Raw genomic sequence first — 18,850 nt, 5'->3', positions numbered from 1 at the left:
GTCGTTGCTCCCTTATGCCGCCGCGATCTGGCAGAGAGTGACCTTGGGCTCCTGCATGCCCGTCGCGGGATCGTATCCGTAGGTGGTGATCGTGTTCGCGCTTTCGCCGAGCACGATCGGATCGGTGCCCTTCGGGTAGTTGCCGCGAAGATCCTTGCCCGCAAGCCAGCCGCCGAAATGGAAGGGCATCCATGCAACGCCCTTGCCGACCCGCTCGGTAACGAGCGCCTTCATCCTTGCCCTGGAATTGTTCTCGGCGCCGGTGACCCAGACCCAGCCACCGTCCTTGACACCGCGATCGGCGGCATCGGCGGGATTGATCTCGATGAACATGTCCTGCTGCAACTCGGCGAGCCACGGGTTTGTGCGCGTCTCCTCGCCGCCGCCCTCATATTCGACCAGACGGCCGGACGAGAGGATGAGCGGAAACTGCTTTGCAATGCCCTTCTCCACCGCGGCCTTCTGCACGGAGAATCCGATATTGGGCATCCGGAACTGCTTGGCGTCGGGCAGCGTCGGGTACTTGGCGACGAGATCGACACGTGGCGTATAGATCGGCTCGCGGTGAACCGGGATCGGATCGGGCAAGCCGAAGGCATTCATGCGTGCCTTGCCGTTGCCGTAGGGTACGCAGCCGTGCGCAAGCGCGACGCGCTGAATGCCGCCCGACAGATCGAGCGACCACGACACCGTGTCCGGATTGGCCGGATTGATCTTGTTGATCACGGCCATTTCCGCTTCGGTGAGCTCGGTGTCCCAGCCGAGCTTCTTCAGGCTCGCCAGCGTGAATTCCGGATAGCCATCCTGGATTCCCGACCCCAACGAATACGAGCCGTCCGCGAGCAGGCTTACCTTCCGCGTCGTGCCGTCCGGCAGCTTCTCCTCGCGCTCGACGCCGAACCGCGGCCGGAACGTGCCGCCGCCGTCCATCACGTGCAGATTGGTGTTGTAGAGCAGTGGCGTGCCGGGGTGCCTGACCTCGGGTGATCCCCAGCACGGCCAAGGCAGGCCGTAATAGTCGCCGCCAACCTCGGGATCGTCCTTCGGCGCCCGCATCGTCAGCATGTCGAACTTCGCCTGGTTCTTCATGTGCGCCTTGAGGCGCTCGGGCGATTGTCCGCAATAGCCGGTCGACCAGCTGCCGCGGTTCATCTCGCGCAGCACGTCCTCGGCCTCAGGCAGGTTGTTCTCGACCTTGATCTTCTTGAACATCTGATCGGCGAAGCCGAGCTTCTTCGCCATCAGATAGATGATTTCGAGATCGTCCTTCGACTCGAAGATCGGCTTCACAATCTGCTCGCCCCATTGCAGCGAGCGGTTGGAAGCGACGCGCGACCCCTTGCACTCGAACTGGGTGGCGACCGGGAGAATGTAGACGCCTTCGGTGCGTCCCGCCTCGACCGCGAGCGAGGCCCAGGTCGTCGGATGCGGATCGGCGATGACGAGCAGCTCGAGCGCCTTCAGGCCGTTGAGGGATTCAGGGATACGGGTGATGCTGTTGGAGGCGTGTCCCTGCACGAACACCGCCTTCACGTTGTCCTTCTGCGCAACCTGCTCCTTCGGCAACGTCACCGCCTCGAACCAGCGGGTCAGCGGAATGCCGGGGGTTTCCATGATCTGCTTGGAATCGAACCGCGCCTTCAGGAAGTCATAGTCGACCTCCCAGACCCGCGACCAGTGCTTCCAGGCGCCTTCGGCAAGGCCGTAGTAGAACGGCAGCGTGACGATATCGAGCCCGACATCGGTCGCGCCCTGCACGTTGTCGTGGCCTCGGAAGATGTTGGCGCCGGCGCCGGCCTTGCCGACATTGCCGGTCATCAGCAGCGCGATGCAGCTCGCCCGCACATTGGCGGTGCCGACGGTCTTCTGCGTCTGGCCCATGGCCCAGATCAACGTTGCCGGCTTCTCGGTGGCGAACATCTTGGCGACGCGCTTGAGCTGCTCGCCGGGAATGCCGGTGACGCGCTCGACTTCCTCAGGAGGCCATTTCTCGACCTCCTTCTTGAGGTCGTCGAAACCGTAGACGCGCTGCCGGATGAACTCCTTGTCCTCCCAGCCGTTCTGCAGGATGTGCCACATCATGCCGTAGAGCACCGGAATGTCGGTACCCGGCCGCATCCGCACATATTCGGTCGCGTGCGCGGCGGTGCGCGTCAGGCGCGGGTCGATGACGATGAAGTTGGCCCTTTGCAGCTCCTTGCCCTCGAGCAGATGCTGCAGCGAGACGGGATGCGCCTCGGCCGGATTGCCGCCCAGGATGACCTGCGTCTTCGCATTGCGGATGTCATTGTAGCTGTTGGTCATCGCGCCGTAGCCCCAGGTGTTGGCGACGCCGGTGACGGTGGTTGAATGGCAGATGCGGGCCTGGTGATCGGTATTGTTGGTGCCCCAGAACGCACCGAGCTTGCGGAACAGGTAGGCGCCTTCGTTGGTCATCTTGGCCGAGCCGAGCCAATAGACGGAATCGGGACCCGACTTCTCACGTACCGCCTGAATCTTGTCGCCGATCTCATTGATCGCGGTGTCCCAGGAGACGCGGGTCCACTGCCCGCCCACCAGCTTCATCGGATAGCGCAGCCGCCGCTCGCTGTGCACGAGCTCACGCACGGAAGCGCCCTTGGCGCAATGCGAGCCGCGATTGATCGGCGAATCCCAGCTCGGCTCCTGGCCGATCCATACCCCGTTCAAGACCTCGGCCGTCACCGTGCATCCAACCGAACAGTGCGTGCAGATGCTCTTGCGGACGGTCGCGCCCGCCGTGAGCGGACCGGCCGCCGCGGCTTCCGCCTTGCGCACGCTGCCGAGCGGCAAGGTGCCGAATGCGGCGAGCGCGCCGCCGGCAAGACCGGATTTGCGCAGGAAGCTGCGGCGGTCGAGGCCACCGGCCTGATCTGCAAGGGAGCTGGCGGCGGAGCCTTGGCGCAGGGAACGCTGGTTTGTTCGCTTGATCAGCACGGTCAACCTCCCTTGGCCGGATAACGATTGACGCGGTAGAACGCCTTGACGTGATCGGTTTCCTTGTAGCGCGCCTTGCGCTTCTCATCGTTGGTTTCGCTGTCGGCTTGCGCAGAGCCGACCAGAGGCGTTGCCAGTGTCGCGCCGGCGCCCACCGTGCCGACGCCGACCTTGCGCAGGAAATCGCGGCGCCCGACTGTGGTAGTCCTGTCTTCACTCATCGCATCTCTCCTGGACCCGCGGATGCAGGTCAGTTCGCGAACGTGAATGCTTCTGTCTCGATCTCGATAAAGGCGCGACCAAGCGCACCGACCGCACGATAGAAGACGGCGCTCTCCGCGCGCTCGATGTCGACGAACAGCCGCCCCATCCAGGGCGCGACGTGTTTGCCGAAGAAGGCACGCTGCGTGTCGAACGGCGCCGGGAAACGCCCTCCCGCGAAACCTGCCATGATCTCGCACAGGATAGCCGCGTGATCTTCCGGCTCGGAATTGTTCGCGATGCGCTCGATCCCGGACGCAGCGAGGTCGGCGCGCAGCCTCGACAGCGGCCGCTCGTTGAGAAAGCCGGTCAGATAGTAGGAGGCGTAGGGCAAGAGTTCGCCGCGGCCGAGACCTGTGAACAGATCGAAATATTCGCGTTCGACCTTCGCCGCGACCGCATTGGCGGCGGATTCGGCCAGCGCGGCATGCGCGCGCCCAAGCGGCGTGGCATCGGCGGTCAACGCAGCCAGTTGATCGAGCAGTTTCTTCGATGGTGCGGCGGACAACAGCGTCGCGAGCAGCAGATATTCCTGCGCACGCGCGACATCGACAAAATCGATCGGCGCTTCGGCACGAAGCGGCTCGCTGTACAGATCAGGCCGCAAATGATCGCGCGAGATGCCTGTGGCGGCTTCGACGGCGATCACCCGTTGCGCGGGCACCTTGTTCCAGTTCGAAACAGAGGGCTGGCTGATGCCGATTTTGCGCGCAAGCTCTGCAACGCCGCCGGCGGCGTCAATGGCTCGCTCAAGGCCAGCATCGCGCACGTGGACCTCCATCCAAGTCCCGGGTGCTGATTTTGCTTTTCTTACAAAGCGCTAGCGAAGCCTAGTCCCGGCCCAACGGAGGGTCAATCGGCTCGCTATAGTCTGAGGCTATGGCCTTTCGTCGCGGTCCCTAGCGGGGCAGCGCACTGCCGTGCGTGCGGCGCTCAACCGGCACCTGTTCGCCGTCGGAGCTTTCCGCGACCGTTCGTTGCGTTGCAGCAGGATCAGGCGCGGATCCCGTGGTCGCGGCTTCTTCGGCGGCGATGCCCGGCAACTCGACCTCGCGCAATTCCTGCGAAGAATCCGCGACTTCAACCGAACGCTCAGGCGGCGCCTCGGCCGGCTTGCCGAGGCCGCCGACGATCCTGTCGATGAGCGCGGTGAGCTCAGCCTCGGAGCAATCCAGCGGGCCAAAGCCCGGCATCGCGGTCGGGTCGTTGAAGTCCCAGGCGTTCTCGGCAAGCCCGACAAAGTCGCGGATGACGGGATCGGCGCTCCAGGCGCGACGAAGCGCCGCACGCGTCAGCTCCTGCGGGATTCCCTTGCGCAGGAACGCCGTGATGTCGGTCGCCGAGGTAATCGAGTCAATCGAAGGCAGGCTCGAAAGATCGAACTCCGCGTCGTCGTCTTTGACTGCTGGCGGCGGCGACTGCATGTCGTCGCGCATGGCCGGGTCCGGTGGCGTGGCGTTCGCCTTTGCCTCCTGCTTGCGGCGGGACCAGCGCGTCAGGAACTTGTCCTCACTCATTCGTGTCCGCCTTCATGCTGCCGGCGCGCGAGCGCCTCGGGATCGGCCTGCCGTCGCTTGCGCTTGAAGAACTCACGTTCGACGTGGTGCTCGGCCACGAAGCTTTCAATCTGCTCACGCAGCATCTCGGGCATGGGGACGGCCTCGACCAGATTCGCACCGGCCTCCGTGAACGCCTCGCCCTCCGAAGGATCGGCGGTCGCGGCAGCCACCGAGTAGGGCCAGGCGCCTTCGGCCGGCGACAAGACGGTCCAGATGGCCGGACTGCCCGAGACGAGATTGTCGCGATAGCGCGCCGTCTCGGAACCATAGAGATCGACCATGGCGCTGCCGGCATAGAACAGCGTCGTCCCGTTCTCTTCGCGAAGCACCGTCCAGGGTTTGGTGTCCGGCTCGTCAGGCAGCACGGCAACCGCGCGCCAGACGAAATCGGTCCACGGCGAGTCCGCCTGATGCCGCTCGACCACGACGCCGACGGGGACGCGCACAAGCGGCAGCGCGGCCGGACTCATGTCGCCATCTCCAGATGTTTGACCGGCAGCCCCGTCAGCAAATTCTGCGGCTTCATCCGCAGCTTCTGATCGGCGTTCATCGACAGAATGAGATAAACCGGCTCGCCCCGCATCTCGTCTGCGGCCGCGTTCGTGTCCGCAAACATCAGACGGAACAATGAAAGCACGCGTCCTGCGCTGCGGTCGTCGAGCTGCTCGCCATGCCAGAGACGGTCGCCGAGTCTGGTCGCGTCGGCGTCGAGCCCGACATACCAGGTGAGACGTGCATCACGCAGCTCGCGCAGCGGCTCAATGCTGACGTCGATCCCGAGCAGATGGGAGATCCAGCGCACCATCGCCTGCGCCAGCGCCGCCGGCCCGCGGCCGCCTGCGGTGAGGTCGAATGCCATGTCGAACTGGTCGCTCCGGCGCCAGTAATCGCCGGCATTGTCCTCGCGCAAGACGTCGAGCTCGGCATCGGTCACCGCCCCCAGCATCGACATCAGCGAGAGCACCGGGGTCGGAGTCTGTCCCCCGACGACCTCTTCATCGCCGAGCAGCAGGGCCTGCTCCTGCGGCAGGATGCGCTGCGGGCGGAAGAACAGCTCGGCTGCGCGCAGCACGAACGGATCATCGCAGCCGTCGAGCGCATTGCGCAGGATCACGTGGACGAGCTGATTGACGAACAGCGGCGGCAAGTCGTTCGTCCCGGACCGGACGGTTGCAAGATAGGCCTGCTCCAGCGTCGGATGCCGCAGGAGGAGATCGCGGAAGGCAAGCACGAGCCGCCAGTTCTCCCGAGCATCCGCATCGACGATCGCGTCAATCTCTTCCGCGCCGACCGGCCTGCGGGGAGCCGCGAGCAGCGCGCGGTGCAGCCGCCGCTCGACCGGGCATGCTTCGTCCGGCGGAACCAGCTCCGGACGAGCAAAATAGGCCTTCAGGAACTCGTCGGTGACGCAAAGCCCCCCGCTCTCGTCGCGATCGAGCAGATGGTGGCCGCACGCGATCCAGAAATCATTCATCGGTGCCGCGACTCCCCACTCATATCGGCAAGCTTGAGATCACCGTCAGGCTCGACATCGTCTTCGACTTCCATGAACGAGAACGCCTTGCCGTGTCCCTGACCCTGACGCAGCTGCAGCCTGCGGAACGACTCCCGGACTTCGCCGTCGCTCACCGAACGGTGAACGGCAATGAGCGAGCTGACCGGATGGTTGCAGAGCGACTGCGCGAAGGCGACCTCCTCTTCCGCCGCCGTCCGCGCGGTCGCCAGATTCGGCGCTCCGAAACGATCGATCAATTGCCTGGCGAGGCGGTCGATCAGCGCGCTGCAATCGTTCTCGGTCGCAGGCACAATCTGCACCAGCGTCGACCAGCCCCAGGACTGCACGCCGAGGAAGCCACTGCGGAACGCGACGCGGGCCTTGCCGGTCAGCTTCGTCGGATCCTGATCGCAGAAGCGGAAGGCACCGGAGACGGCCCATTCGCCCGGCTCGGCCGCCACATCGAATACGAAGGTGTCGGAGGGATCGAGCGCGATGCTGCGGAGCAGTTTCACAGCCGCGGCCCTCCGAGCTTCGGATCGAACCAGGACGGCGTTCCGAGCGCCTTGACGAGTACGCTGCGTTCGATCCTGTCGGCGCCGACGCGGCGCGTGAGGAGATCGCCGCCGTCATCGATCCGCAGCACGGTTCGCCGCTCGCGGGGGATCCGGCTGAGATAGTCGCGCGCGAGGCTGCCAAAGCCATCGGTCTGCCAGCTATCGATCGCCCGCATCAGGTGCCGCGCAAAGCTCTCGGTCACCTGCACGGCTCCTGCTTCGCCAAACCCCTCCTCATCCAGCGCGGACGCGAGCGGATGGACGCCTGGTCCCTGATCGGCCATTGCAACCGTCCGGATCATGGCGCCGAACACCAGCCAGGCAGGCGGCTCGTCCTCGCGCGCGGACGTCGGCCATCCCAGCCGTCCGCCGCCCACCAGCCCACCGTCAATCGCGACGGTGTCGGGCCAGCCGATCGCGACCGTCTTGTGCGGCGGCGCATAGGCGCGCAGGGCGTCGGTGAGCGCGACCATGCCGGCATAGAAGGCGCGCCGTGCGGTGGCCAAGGGCTCGCCCGGCTCGAGCACCACGGCGAATTCGGCAAGATCGAACCGCCCGACATACACCAGCGTGCCGGCACCGCTTTTGGGTGCAATGCGGCAAGCGTGAGCAAAGGCGTCTCCGCTCTCACGCAACCGGACGAGCGTGAATGGCGGCGGCAGATGGATCGCTTCCGTCACGGAGACGCGGCTGGTCGGGGTCGACCGCAAGGGCCGTCCTCCACTTTCCTTTTCCTTCCGATAGTGAATATCTATACGAGGTGAAGGAATGGCGCGAGTCCGCAAGACGGCGCCGCACCCGCGGAGGGATCGACCTGGAGCAGCCAGCGAAGACCGTCCTGATCTGCTCGTGTGAAGACACGATGCGCCTTGACGTGGCCGCGATCCTGCGTGGATGTCCCAACTGCGAGATCAGGAGCCATCGTCATCTCTGCGGCGCCGAGCTCGAAGATTTCCGCAACGCCGCGAAAGCCGACGGCCCGCTGACCGTCGCCTGCACGCAGCAGGCCGGCCAGTTCACCAATGAGATGGGCGAACGCGCCGGCCCGATCAGCTTCGTCAACATCCGCGAGACGGCGGGCTGGTCGCGCGACGGCGCGAAGGCGGGCCCGAAGATGGCGGCGCTGCTTGCAGCGGCGGCGGTTCCCGCGCCGGACTATCCGCTGGTCACATTGTCGAGCGATGGCATCATCCTGATCTATGGGCGCGACGAGACCGCGATCGAGGCTGGCCGGCTGCTGGCGGACCATCTCGACGTCACGGTCATGCTCAGGAAGCCGGCGGACGTCGTGCCGCCTGCCGCGGCCGTGTTCCCGATCGTGCAGGGCACGATCCGCAATGCGCGGGGGCACTTTGGCGGCTTCGAGCTCGCGATCGACGACTACGCGCAGCCACGCCCGTCCTCACGCGCCCGCTTCGAGTTCGAAGCCCCGCGCAACGGCGCGATCTCGCGCTGCGATCTCGTGCTCGACCTCTCCGGCGAGCCGCCTCTGTTTCCCGCACACGATCTGCGAGACGGCTATCTCCGCGCGGATCCGAGAGATCCCGCGGCCATGCTGCGTGCGGTGCTCGCCGCCCGCGATCTCGTCGGAAGCTTCGACAAGCCGAGATATGTCGACTTCACACCCAGCCTCTGCGCGCATTCCCGCTCGAAGCTGATCGGATGCCATCGCTGCCTCGATTTGTGCCCGACCGGCGCGATCACGCCGGACGGCGACCATGTCGCAGTCAACGCGGAGGTGTGCGCAGGCTGCGGGCAATGTGCGGCCGCCTGCCCCACCGGAGCGGCATCCTACGCGCTGCCACCCGCCGATACCCAGTTGCAGATCCTCCGCGCCATGTTGCGCGCCTATCGCGAGGCCGGCGGCACACATCCGGTCCTGCTGCTGCATGACAGCCAGCACGGCACGCCGCTGATCGATGCGCTCGCCCGCCATGGCGACGGATTGCCGGCCAATGTGCTTCCCCTCGCCGTCAACGAGCTGACGCAGGTCGGCCTGGAAGCCATCATCGGCGCCTTCGCCTATGGCGCGGCTGCCGTGCGGCTCCTGCTGCGCGCCAAGCCACGACACGACGTGACCGGATCGTTGCTGACGATCCGGATGGCCGAGACCATTCTCGCCGGACTCGGATTTGACGGCCGCCGCGTGAGCACGATCGAAACCGACGATCCCGACACTCTGGCCGAGCAACTGACGGGGATTGGCCCCCTCGCCGGCCTCGAAAATCCCGCGACTTTCCTGACGGTCGGCAAACGCGGCGATCTGCTTCGCTTCGGCTTGAGCGAACTGCATCGCCTCGCCCCCAAGCCGGTTGACGTGATCGCCTTGCCTGAGGGTGCACCTATCGGTGCGATCACCGTCGACGTCGCCGGTTGCACGCTGTGCCTGTCCTGTGTTTCGGCCTGCCCAACCGGCGCGCTCCGCGCCGATCCCGACCGCCCTGTCCTCAAATTCGTGGAGGACGCCTGCGTGCAGTGCGGTTTGTGTCAGAGCACCTGTCCTGAAAAAGTCATCAGGCTCGCCCCGCAGATCGATTTCCGGGCAAGACGCGCGCCGGCGCGGGTGATCAAGGAAGAAGAACCTGCCCTGTGTATTCGCTGTGGCACGCCGTTCGGCGTCAAGAGCACGATCGATCGGATCGCGACCAAACTCGAGGGACGGCATTGGATGTACCCTGCCGGGGACCGCCGGACCGAGGCCTTGCGGATGTGCGCCGATTGCCGGGTCATCGTCATGAGCGAACAGCAGTTCGATCCGATCCAGGACGTGCCGGAACGCGCGCCGCCACGAACGACGGATGACTACCTGCGTCAACGCGAGAACAAGGACTAGCCGCATGCCTCGATTCATGAAGGTTCTGTCGACGTGCCTTGTCACCACCGCCCTTGGCGGCACAGCCGTCGAGGCCGCCGCTCTTACCAAAGCCGAAAAGGTTGCACTCAAGCAGGCGGTGGTCGCCTGCAAGGCCGAGGCGAAGGGCAAGAAGATCAAGTGGCTGTCCCGCCGCAAATACGTCAACCAGTGCGTCGTGGCGGCGCTCAAGGAACATCCCAGCATTAGTATCGCCCGCATGCTCAAGGAGAACCCGGAGCTGACGAAAATTCCGGTGGAGCAATGGCCGGGGTATTAAAGTCTCATATCGCGGCTTGACGCCTTCGCTTGAGTATGCGCAAGGCGGCTAGCACCAACGCGGGCTATTTCGACGTCGCACGCGCCAGGAAGTCTGTGAGCGCGCGGCGATCTTCGGCCGAGCCGATCTGCTGCTCCGGCATCTTCGTGCCGGGCGTATAGGCGTTCGGCCCGATCTCGAACAATTTTGAGACGGTGTCCGGCGTCCAGACGATGTCCATCGTCTTGAGTGCGTCGGAGAAGCGATAGCCCGGCAGCGAGGCGATCTTCCGACCGAACAGTCCGGCAAGGGTCGGACCGGCACGCTGCACCTCCGTCTCCGACAATGTGTGACAGGCGACGCAGGCCCTGAAGACTTCGGCACCGTGGTCGTCGGCATAGGCGGCGAGCGGGTCCCCCGGCGTGCCCACCACGTTCGATCCGATCGCCGCGCCGGTCAGTGCATTCCAGCGCCTGATCTTGCCGTCGGCGCCGCCGGTCAGGAGCGTCACGCCATCGGGCAGGAATGCAACCGACCAAACCGGCCCGCCCAGCCCGGCGAACGTGCGCAGCACGCTGCGCGCCTTGCGATCGACGATCGCCACCGTGCCGTCAATTGCCGCCGCGGCGATCAAGGCGCCGTCATGCGAGACCGCCAAGGCGACGATCGGCGTGGCGCCGGCGATGACCTCGCCGCTTGCCTTGCCGTCGGCCGTCATCATGCGCAGCTTGCCGTCCGCTGCGCCGGTGACGATTTCGCCGTCAGGCGAGATGGCCACGGCATTCAGCGGCAACGGCACCGTGACGACCTCGGCGCTGCCGTCCGGCAGGCGCCAGATCCGCACCGTCAGATCGTAGCCCACGCTCACCAGCGACTGTCCGTCGGGGGCAAAGGCCACGCCATTCACGTTTTGCGAGTGACCTTGCAGCACGCGCGAGCCCCCGTCGGACAACGACGAGAGCCGCACGGTATGGTCCCACGAGGCGGATGCGAGCTTGGATGCATCGGGCGAAACGGCGAGCCCGACGATGGGTCCCGTATGGTCCGCGAAAACCCGGTCCGGCTGCGGCCGGCCCGACGTCCAGATCGCAATCCGGCCATCCGCACCCGCCGTTGCCATTCTTCCATCGCCGAGGAAGGCGACCGCATTCACCGCACCCGAATGGAAACGAAGCACCTGCTCCGCCGACTCGGTTGCCAGCGACCATCGGATCGCCGCAGTGTCGAAGCTGCCCGACAGAACCGTCCTGCCGTCGCCTAAAACGGCGATCGCGCGGACAGGTCCGCCGTGTCCGGCCAATTGCGCTTGCGCGGGTTGCAGCGCAAGAAGCAACGATGCCGTCACAAGGAACGTGGCGAGGCGCAAAATCAAATCCATGGCCGTCGGAGACACTCGCAGCGAAGCCCCGGGCCATTCTGCCCGTTTTTGCTGCCCGGCCAAAGTGCTCCCTGGCGTCCATCGGCCCCGCCGGCGGTCATTCTGAAAATCTGGCGTGTCCATGGGCGACGGGCTTGGCCCCTGGCAACAACGTGCCCATTTCACCAGTAATCAACAAGGGAGTTCGTATTCGGTTCGGGGTGCGACAAGCGGCGCCTTGAAGAGCGGCCCACGCGGTCGCAGTCTTGGTAAAGGCGCCTCACAATCGAGGTCGAACATGCAAATACATCCGAAAGCATATCTGCAGTTCATCTCGCGCATTTGGCATTCTCGCGTGTTGCCGCCGCGGGATCGCAATCCCACCAGCCGGGACGCGTCGCCACTGCTGATCTACATCGCTGCGGTGTTGGCGCTGCTACTGGCAATTCTGATAGTCGATCGCCACGGTGCGCCGTTTCAATTCCCAGAACATGTCGGCGATCCCGCTGAGATCAACCCGATCTTCATGAGTTTTTGAAACACAGCGCGCGACGGGGGCTGCGCAAGCGAACAAGCCGTCCGACGCGTCGCGCTGTTCAACGCCAGACGATTTCCAGCCCGCTCATCCCGAACCGAATGCGTTCGGATGCGACGGCACCATTCTCTCTATTGCTGAGTTCCCCTCGGAAACACCAGCGATCGATCGTCGAAATCTTCAACCGGCAGCTTATCTTGCACAGCGGGCATCCCTGCCACCGATGTGTGGCTCACGGACGATGGATGCGATCTCGGGACATTCGTCGCAGCCAGAAAAAGCGCGAGGGCGGTCAGGCCGGCGATCATCAGGAGCTTCATGCGAACCTCCGTTGGTTCTGAGAAATTCCTGACTAGTGCAGGACTCGACGTCCCCCTGTGAGATCGCTCACAACTCTCCTTTTGTTGATCAGCGCTGGAGCCGATGCCTCGGCTCCAGCCCCCTCCCAACCCGCCTATGGCAAATCTTTCGGGCGCGGCCACAGGCCGCCTTCGGACCAGGATTCGGATTCATCGGGCGACAACGAATCCGCGCCACCGCCGGTTCGTGAGGGATCGACATTGAGCCATCGGCGCAATTCGAGCTTGCCGATCTGGTTGCGGTGGACCTCGTCGGGGCCGTCGGCCAGTCGCAACAAGCGAGTCGTCGCGAGCGCTGCCGAAAGGAAATGGTCGTTGTTGGTGCCGCCTCCCCCGAACGCCTGGATCGCCCAGTCAACAATGGTCTGCGCCATGTTCGGCGCAACGACCTTGATCATCGCGATTTCCTGCCGCGCTGCCTTGTTGCCGACCGTGTCCATCATGTAGGCAGCTCTGAGCGTCAGCAGCCGCGCCTGGTCGATCTTCATGCGCGCTTCGGCCACCCGCTCGAGCGTCACGGTTTGCTCGGCGAGAGGCTTGCCGAAGGCGACACGTTTCAGCGCGCGCCGGCACATGCGCTCGAGCACGCGCTCGGAGAGGCCGATCAACCGCATGCAATGATGAATGCGTCCGGGCCCGAGCCGACCCTGCGCGATCTCGAACCCACGCCCCTCGCCGAGCAGCATGTTGGCGGCCGGCACGCGTACATTGGTGAATATCACCTCGGATGCACGATCCGGTACGCCGTAGAAGCCGAGCACGGGCAGCGAACGGACGACATGCACGCCGGGCGTCTCCTTCGGCACGAGGATCATCGACTGACGCTTGTGACGATCCGGATTCTGCGGATCGGTCTGCCCCATGAAGATGATGATCTTGCATCGCGGATCGGTGGCGCCCGTGGTGTACCATTTGCGACCGTTGATCACGTAATCGTCGCCATCACGGACGATCGAGCTGGCCACATTGGTCGCGTCGGACGAGGCGACGTCGGGCTCCGTCATCGCAAAGGAAGAACGGATCTCGCCGGCCAGCAAGGGCTTCAGCCAGCGGTCCTTCTGCGCCTCCGTACCGTAGCGCAGGATGGTCTCCATGTTGCCCGTGTCAGGAGCACTGCAATTGAAGACCTCGGGAGCAAGATGCGAACGCCCCATGATCTCGCATAGCGGGGCATATTCGAGATTGGTCAGCCCGTCCTCGTGAGTGGGCAGAAACAGGTTCCACAGGCCGGCCAGTTGTGCGAGCGGCTTCAGTTCCTCGACGACCGGATGCACAGCCCAGGGCCCGAGCCGCTCGGCCTCCTGATAGTATCGGCGCTCGTTCGGATAGATGTGCTCCATCATGAAGCGCTGGAGACGCGCGGCCAGTTGCTGGCTGCGCTCGCTTTGGGTGATATCCACGTCGATTCTCCTTACCGGCCGCGCAGGCCGTCCCTGAGCGTGTTTCGGGTGATTTTTCCGGATTCCGTCTTCGGCAGGTCGTCCAGCACGCGAATGTCGACCGGGCATTTGTAGGCCGCCAGTCGCTCGCGGCAGAAGCGCGAGAGCGCGGCGACGTCGATCACGGTGCCGGGTTGAGCGGAGACGAAGGCGACCACCGTCTCGCCGCGATAGGGATCGGCGGCGCCGACGACGGCTGCCTCGCGCACGCCCGGAAAGCCATAGATCACGTCTTCGACTTCACGCGGCCAGACCTTGAAGCCGGAGGCGGAGATCATGTCCTTCTTGCGATCCACGAGGTAGAACCAGCCGCTCTCGTCAAAGAAGCCGACGTCGCCGCTATGCAGCCAGCCGTTGGTCAGCACCTCGTCGGTTTCCGCCGGCTTTCTCCAGTAACCGGCCATCACGCCTGAGCCACGCACAACCACCTCGCCATGCGCGCCGGGTCCGAGCGGGCGGCGCTCGTCGTCGACGACGATCGCATCGGCGCCCGAAGTCGGCCTGCCGATCGACAGCGCGCCTGAGTCGGGATCGACCGGAATCCGACCTTCGTTGGGCGCAAGATGGCTTGCAGAGGTCAGTTCGGTCATTCCATAGGAACTGCGGATCGCCCGTCCAAACCGTCTCGCAAAGGCATCGATGACCGAGGGCGCGATCGGCGCGCCGCCGGAATAGATATGTACGAAGCTCTCGAAATGCCGGCTCGTTGCGTCGGCCTGGTTCATCAGCGCGATGTATGCGGTGATGGCACCGACGATGAATGTCGGCCGCCATTCAAGGAAGGCATCGAGCGCGACCTGGGGCTGGAAGCGATAGGTCAGCACCATCGCTGCACGCGCGGCAAACGCCGCGACCATCTGGATTTCAAAGCCGGTGATATGGAACAGCGGCGCGACCCCAAAGATGCACGACGTGCCGTTCAATTCGAAATGATCGCAACAGATCAACGCGGTCGCCACCAGATTGCGATGCGTGAGCATGGCGCCCTTTGGAACGCCCGTGGTTCCGGAGGTATACAAGAGAAGGGCGATGTCGTCGGACGTCAGAACCGGTGCCGGTGGTGCGGCTGCATTTTCGGCGAAAACCGTCGCCAGCGCCCGGGCCTGCGGAGCTGCGCCCGGCACCGGCAGCACCCGGACATCGTTTCGCAGCTGGAATTCCCGAGCGCCGGTCCAGAACACCAGCTCGGAATCGACCGAACCGGCGGCCAGGAAAACGTTCTCCCATTGATCGTCGTGGCAGATCACCGCCTTCGGCTCGCAATCCCCGAACAGCTTGCGAAGCTCTGGCGTGCGGTACATCGGGTTGAGGCTGACGACGATGGCCCCGACCTTCCAGGCCGCTACGCTGACGATGACGAACTGCGGCACATTCTGAAGAATGACGGCGACCCGATCGCCGCGCCCGACTCCTTTTTGCGCGAAGCGGGCGGCGAGCCGGTCGCTGAGCCGATCGATATCGGCATAGGTCTGCGTCGCATCGAAATAGAACACGGCCGGCGCCTCGCGCGGCGCGGCTCGAAACAGATCAAGCGCCGTCCGCCTTCCGGGATCGGGCGGAGCGACCGATTCCCCGAGCCGCGCGCGCAGCCGGCCCGCGGCTTCCTCGTAAGCGCGTGCACGCGACACGGAATCCAGGTCGACAGTCATCGCCGCTTGCCACCACTGTCGCAACGATGGCAGCCCCGTCCGGGCCGGCGGCCGCTATAGCCCGCCGCCACCTGGCGCAGCAGGAACCGTGGCAAAAGGCGTTCGCCGCCACTACTCATTGGCACTTTTTCCTCGATAGACCGAGCCGAGACGCGCATGCGGAAGCGCGGCACGGCTTGCAAGGGGCGGCTGGGCCGCCCCACTCTCTTTTGCTTGAATGACAACGCGCGTGCGCCGGATGTGGAGACGCACCAACACCTGTGCAGCTTCGACATCGCGCGCCCGGATCGCGTCCATGATCAGGACATGCTGGGGATCGGAGAACGGAAACCCGTCCTTGGCATAGGTCTCGCTCACAAACTGTCGCCGGAAATGCTGCGTGCTGTTCCAGAAGCGTTCGACCATCGCGAGCAGTTGCGGCATCCGCGCCCGCGAATAGGTCCGTAGATGAAACTCCCGATCAAGCTGGATGTATTCCTCGAGCGTGGTGACCTGCTCAAGTTCGCGCACAATGCGGTCAAGCGTCTCGATATCCTCGTCGGTCAGATTTGGAACGCTTTCGCCGATGGCAAGCGGCTCGACCGCTTCACGGATCTTGTAGATCTCGATCGATTCTTCCGAATTGACGTCCGCAATCCAGGCGCCACGGTTCGGCGCCATCACGACGAGCCCCTCGTTCTCGAGCTGCTTCAGCGCCTCGCGCACGGGAATGCGGCTGGCTCCGAAATGGGCCGCAAGAAGCTCCTGCCGAATCCGCGTGCCTGGCCGCATCTCGCCGCTCAGCACCGCGCTGCGAATCTCGCTTGCGATCCTCTCGCTCATCAGGCGACGGGACTCCGGATCGTCCTCATTGCCGTCCCGCGTCATGTCCTTCCAATGGGGAGGCCGCTGATAAGGACTCATGAAAGGCCCTCCTTCAATGAATGGCCGCGTACATGATCTTGTCCTCGGTCGCATCAGCCCGTGCCATTTCCTCGACGATACGTCCGCCGCGAGCGACCAGGATCCGATCCGAGATAGCCAGAATCTCCGGCAGATAGGAAGAAATAACGACAACCGCCTTGTTCTCGCGCGCCAGCCTGCGAATCGCCTCGTGAATTTGTGGAATGGCGCTCACATCGACACCACGCGTCGGTTCGTCGAAGATGACCACCGTAGGCTCCTGGGCCAGAGACTTTCCCACCACGACTTTCTGCTGGTTGCCGCCGGAATATTCGACAATCTTCAGCGTCCGCTTCAATGCAGAGATCGAGAGCGCCGAGATCCATTGATCGGCGATCCGTTTCATCTCGCGCGCGGAGTAAAGGAACCGCTTGACGCGCGGCGACGACAGATAGCCAAGATAGATATTCTGATCCACCGTCATCGTCTCGAAGAAACCGTCGACCTTGCGATCCTCGGTGATGTAGGCGATTCCGTCGCGCACCGCCTGCCGCGGCACCCGGTAGCGGACCGGCTTGTCCCGCAGATAGATCATCCCGCCGCGCAGGAAGTTGCGCTTGCGGGCGCCGCTGACGATCTGCGCGATCTCGGAGCGCCCTGCCCCGACCAGCCCGAAGATCCCGACGACTTCTCCGTTGAACACCGAGAACGACATATTCTTGACGATGCTGCCCATCGTCACGTTCTCGACCGAAAGCACCTTCTCACCGCGGGAGGCAAGCGGCTTCGGCGCATCCGGATCAGCCCCGTGGGTCGCGTACTGCGCTGCGGTTTCCTCACGGCCAACCATCATCCGCACGAGCGCGTCCCGCGTGACGTCCTTCGCCGGTACGGTGGCGACCAGCTTGCCGTCGCGAAGCACGGTGATGCGATCGGCGATGTTCAATGCCTCTTCCAGCGCATGCGAGATGAAGATGATCCCGGCGCCCTTCTCCTTCAGGGTGTTGAGAAGATGGAACAGATGCTGCGTCTCTTCGGGGGTCAGCGATGCGGTCGGCTCATCAAAGATGAAGACCTGGGCGTTGTGGCGAACCGCACGCACGATTTCGACCATCTGCCGCTTGGCCGTTCCGAGATTCTCCACCAGCACCAGCGGGTCGACGTTGAAGTTCATCGATTGCAGCGACTGGGTCGCGGCGATGTTGATCTTGCTGTAGACCGTGACCCATTTCTCCATGCCGAGTTCAAGGTTCTGCGCCACCGTCATGGAGGGGACCAGGCTGGATTCCTGGTAGACCATCGCCACCCCACCCTCGAGCGCTTCCTTTGGCGACGCGAACGAGACCTTGCGCCCCTGGATCAGGTAGTCGCCGGAGGTCAGCACGATCGCACCGGCAATCGCCTTGCAGAGCGTCGATTTCCCCGCGCCGTTTTCTCCCAGCAGCGCGTGGATTTCGCCCGGCCGCAGATCGAAATTGACGCCATCGATCGCGTGCAGGCCACCATAGACCTTGCTGCCGTTGACGATCTGAAGCAGCTGGGTCCCTGCCCGTTGTTCGGCCGGCATGGCGTTCATCCTTCTTGCATGCCGCGGCCAGGCGGCAGTTCGACGAGGCAATCGCGTCCCTTGGACACCGCCAGCACACGCGAGCCGATCGGGCGGACGGCGGTGATTCCATGAACCCGACCATCGACCCGGCTGTGCAGCGTCTCGGTCGCCGCGCCCCTGGCGTCGAGCCGGGCGACAAGGCCATAGGAACGCGGCGGGGCCCACGGCTTCTGGATGCCGAGTTTCTTGATGCGGCCGATCTGGGTCGGTTCGCGCGGATTGAGGCGACCATCCAGCGCCGGCCCGATCCAAAGCTCAGGTGGCACCGTCCGCATCATCTCTTCGCAGAATGCCCGCTCGCGCAGGACGAATTCGGTCAATTGCGTGCGGAGCGCGAGGAAGGCCATCCAGACCTCACCATTCTCGCCTCGGGCAAGACGCGCCGGGTAGCCGGTATGATTCTTGACGATCACGCGCCTGTCGTCACCCGCACGTGAAAAAGCGGTCAGGCGGTGGGCCCAGGACTCGGCGACCCACACATCCTTGCCGTCACCGGATACGACCACGCCGAGCGGCCATGCGAGCTTGTCCGCACGCGCGCTCGCACCGCCGAGCGAGGAATTGCAGGCAATGAGCCGGCCCGACGGGGCGCGGTTCTGCATCAGGTCGGTCAGCCAATGCTCTGGCCGATTGTTTCGCGAACCGTCGGTCAGGTAGATCGCCCCGTCCGGCGCGACCGTCACCGACAACGGACAGGCAATCTTCTCACCACCGACGCTTTCGAGCTTGCCGGCGATCTCGCCAGTTGGCGAAAGCGCCACCAACCCCACGCCGGAGACGCAGGCGAGCAGCCGGCCGTCCGGCGTGCAGGCAAGCCCGCCGACCGGGCCGTCGAGCGTCGCGAACGCCGCGCGCGTGTTGAAGTCGTCTCCCGTGCAACGCAGGACGCGGTTGCCGGTCGAGACATAGAGCGCACCGTCCTGCCCGAGCGCGATGTCGTCCGGCCGCTCGATCTCTTCGCCGAGCTGGCGGGCCTGATCGAGCCGCTGGTTCGGGGAGAAGGCGCCGTCGAGCACCGGAATGCCGTGAACTTCCCGGTTCGGGGACAACACGCGATCGATGATATCGCCAAGCAGAGACATG

The 18,850-nt window shown here is 64.5% G+C and carries 18 protein-coding genes; 3 read left to right on the top strand and 15 right to left on the bottom strand.

Translation table 11 applies throughout. From position 1 onward, the window contains the following. Positions 1-12: 12 nt before the first annotated feature. From ACVW1B_RS08785 to ACVW1B_RS08750, 8 genes are all read right to left on the bottom strand, one after another. Positions 13-2,955, bottom strand: coding sequence for a formate dehydrogenase subunit alpha (locus tag ACVW1B_RS08785; RefSeq protein WP_253609267.1), 2,943 nt, complete (start codon positions 2,953-2,955; stop codon positions 13-15). Positions 2,956-2,957: 2 nt separating this feature from the next. Further along, a complete protein-coding gene (locus ACVW1B_RS08780) occupies positions 2,958-3,176 on the bottom strand; it encodes a twin-arginine translocation signal domain-containing protein (protein WP_028334130.1) in 219 nt (72 codons plus the stop codon). A 29-nt stretch (positions 3,177-3,205) separates the two neighbouring features. After that, positions 3,206-3,985 carry a Cro/CI family transcriptional regulator gene (locus ACVW1B_RS08775; protein ID WP_253609268.1) on the bottom strand — a complete coding sequence of 260 codons (780 nt, stop codon included), beginning with the start codon at positions 3,983-3,985 and terminating at the stop codon, positions 3,206-3,208. A 130-nt stretch (positions 3,986-4,115) separates the two neighbouring features. After that, positions 4,116-4,733, bottom strand: coding sequence for a DUF3306 domain-containing protein (locus tag ACVW1B_RS08770; RefSeq protein WP_253609269.1), 618 nt, complete (start codon positions 4,731-4,733; stop codon positions 4,116-4,118). Next, positions 4,730-5,245, bottom strand: a complete 516-nt coding sequence (locus tag ACVW1B_RS08765; protein WP_253609270.1) for a DUF3305 domain-containing protein — start codon at positions 5,243-5,245, stop codon at positions 4,730-4,732. Before ACVW1B_RS08765 ends, ACVW1B_RS08770 begins: the two co-directional genes overlap by 4 nt. Continuing rightward, on the bottom strand, positions 5,242-6,249 hold the full coding sequence (locus ACVW1B_RS08760) for a DUF6352 family protein (RefSeq protein WP_253609271.1): 1,008 nt from the start codon (positions 6,247-6,249) through the stop codon (positions 5,242-5,244). Before ACVW1B_RS08760 ends, ACVW1B_RS08765 begins: the two co-directional genes overlap by 4 nt. Further along, positions 6,246-6,785 (bottom strand): DUF6505 family protein, encoded by a 540-nt coding sequence (locus ACVW1B_RS08755; protein WP_253609272.1) that lies wholly within the window; start codon positions 6,783-6,785, stop codon positions 6,246-6,248. Before ACVW1B_RS08755 ends, ACVW1B_RS08760 begins: the two co-directional genes overlap by 4 nt. Then, positions 6,782-7,537 (bottom strand): biotin/lipoate--protein ligase family protein, encoded by a 756-nt coding sequence (locus ACVW1B_RS08750; RefSeq protein ID WP_253609273.1) that lies wholly within the window; start codon positions 7,535-7,537, stop codon positions 6,782-6,784. The genes ACVW1B_RS08755 and ACVW1B_RS08750 overlap by 4 nt, the downstream gene beginning before the upstream one ends. Before the next feature lie 152 nt (positions 7,538-7,689). Between ACVW1B_RS08750 and ACVW1B_RS08745 the strand changes: the two genes are divergently transcribed. After that, positions 7,690-9,660: a 4Fe-4S binding protein gene (locus ACVW1B_RS08745; RefSeq protein ID WP_253609274.1), complete on the top strand. Its 1,971-nt coding sequence runs from the start codon at positions 7,690-7,692 to the stop codon at positions 9,658-9,660. A 4-nt stretch (positions 9,661-9,664) separates the two neighbouring features. Further along, positions 9,665-9,958: a hypothetical protein gene (locus ACVW1B_RS08740; RefSeq protein WP_253609275.1), complete on the top strand. Its 294-nt coding sequence runs from the start codon at positions 9,665-9,667 to the stop codon at positions 9,956-9,958. A gap of 64 nt (positions 9,959-10,022) precedes the next feature. Here ACVW1B_RS08740 and ACVW1B_RS08735 read toward each other — a convergent pair whose 3' ends face one another. Then, positions 10,023-11,315, bottom strand: a complete 1,293-nt coding sequence (locus ACVW1B_RS08735; protein ID WP_253609276.1) for a c-type cytochrome — start codon at positions 11,313-11,315, stop codon at positions 10,023-10,025. A gap of 115 nt (positions 11,316-11,430) precedes the next feature. On the opposite strand from ACVW1B_RS08735, the gene ACVW1B_RS08730 reads away from it, so the two are divergent. Beyond that, positions 11,431-11,832 carry a hypothetical protein gene (locus ACVW1B_RS08730; protein WP_253609277.1) on the top strand — a complete coding sequence of 134 codons (402 nt, stop codon included), beginning with the start codon at positions 11,431-11,433 and terminating at the stop codon, positions 11,830-11,832. 128 nt (positions 11,833-11,960) lie between these two features. Here the strand turns inward: ACVW1B_RS08730 and ACVW1B_RS08725 are convergent, their stop codons facing one another. The 6 genes from ACVW1B_RS08725 to ACVW1B_RS08700 all read right to left on the bottom strand — a co-directional run bounded on the left by ACVW1B_RS08725 (position 11,961) and on the right by ACVW1B_RS08700 (position 18,849). Further along, positions 11,961-12,149 carry a hypothetical protein gene (locus tag ACVW1B_RS08725; protein WP_310880357.1) on the bottom strand — a complete coding sequence of 63 codons (189 nt, stop codon included), beginning with the start codon at positions 12,147-12,149 and terminating at the stop codon, positions 11,961-11,963. Between the two features lie 134 nt (positions 12,150-12,283). After that, a complete protein-coding gene (locus tag ACVW1B_RS08720) occupies positions 12,284-13,588 on the bottom strand; it encodes an acyl-CoA dehydrogenase family protein (protein ID WP_309144975.1) in 1,305 nt (434 codons plus the stop codon). An 11-nt stretch (positions 13,589-13,599) separates the two neighbouring features. Next, on the bottom strand, positions 13,600-15,276 hold the full coding sequence (locus ACVW1B_RS08715; RefSeq protein WP_253609279.1) for an AMP-binding protein: 1,677 nt from the start codon (positions 15,274-15,276) through the stop codon (positions 13,600-13,602). A gap of 111 nt (positions 15,277-15,387) precedes the next feature. Further along, complete coding sequence (locus ACVW1B_RS08710; RefSeq protein ID WP_229189506.1) at positions 15,388-16,062, bottom strand: GntR family transcriptional regulator; 675 nt, start codon at positions 16,060-16,062, stop codon at positions 15,388-15,390. A gap of 130 nt (positions 16,063-16,192) precedes the next feature. Beyond that, entirely contained in the window at positions 16,193-17,734 is a 1,542-nt protein-coding gene (locus ACVW1B_RS08705; protein ID WP_456823014.1) for a sugar ABC transporter ATP-binding protein, read from the bottom strand. Then, positions 17,731-18,849, bottom strand: a complete 1,119-nt coding sequence (locus ACVW1B_RS08700) for an SMP-30/gluconolactonase/LRE family protein (protein ID WP_253609280.1) — start codon at positions 18,847-18,849, stop codon at positions 17,731-17,733. The genes ACVW1B_RS08705 and ACVW1B_RS08700 overlap by 4 nt, the downstream gene beginning before the upstream one ends. Between the last annotated feature and the right edge of the window lies 1 nt (position 18,850).

The sequence above is a fragment of the Bradyrhizobium sp. USDA 4502 genome (assembly GCF_054063355.1).
This window is presented reverse-complemented; position numbering and strand designations above follow the sequence as displayed.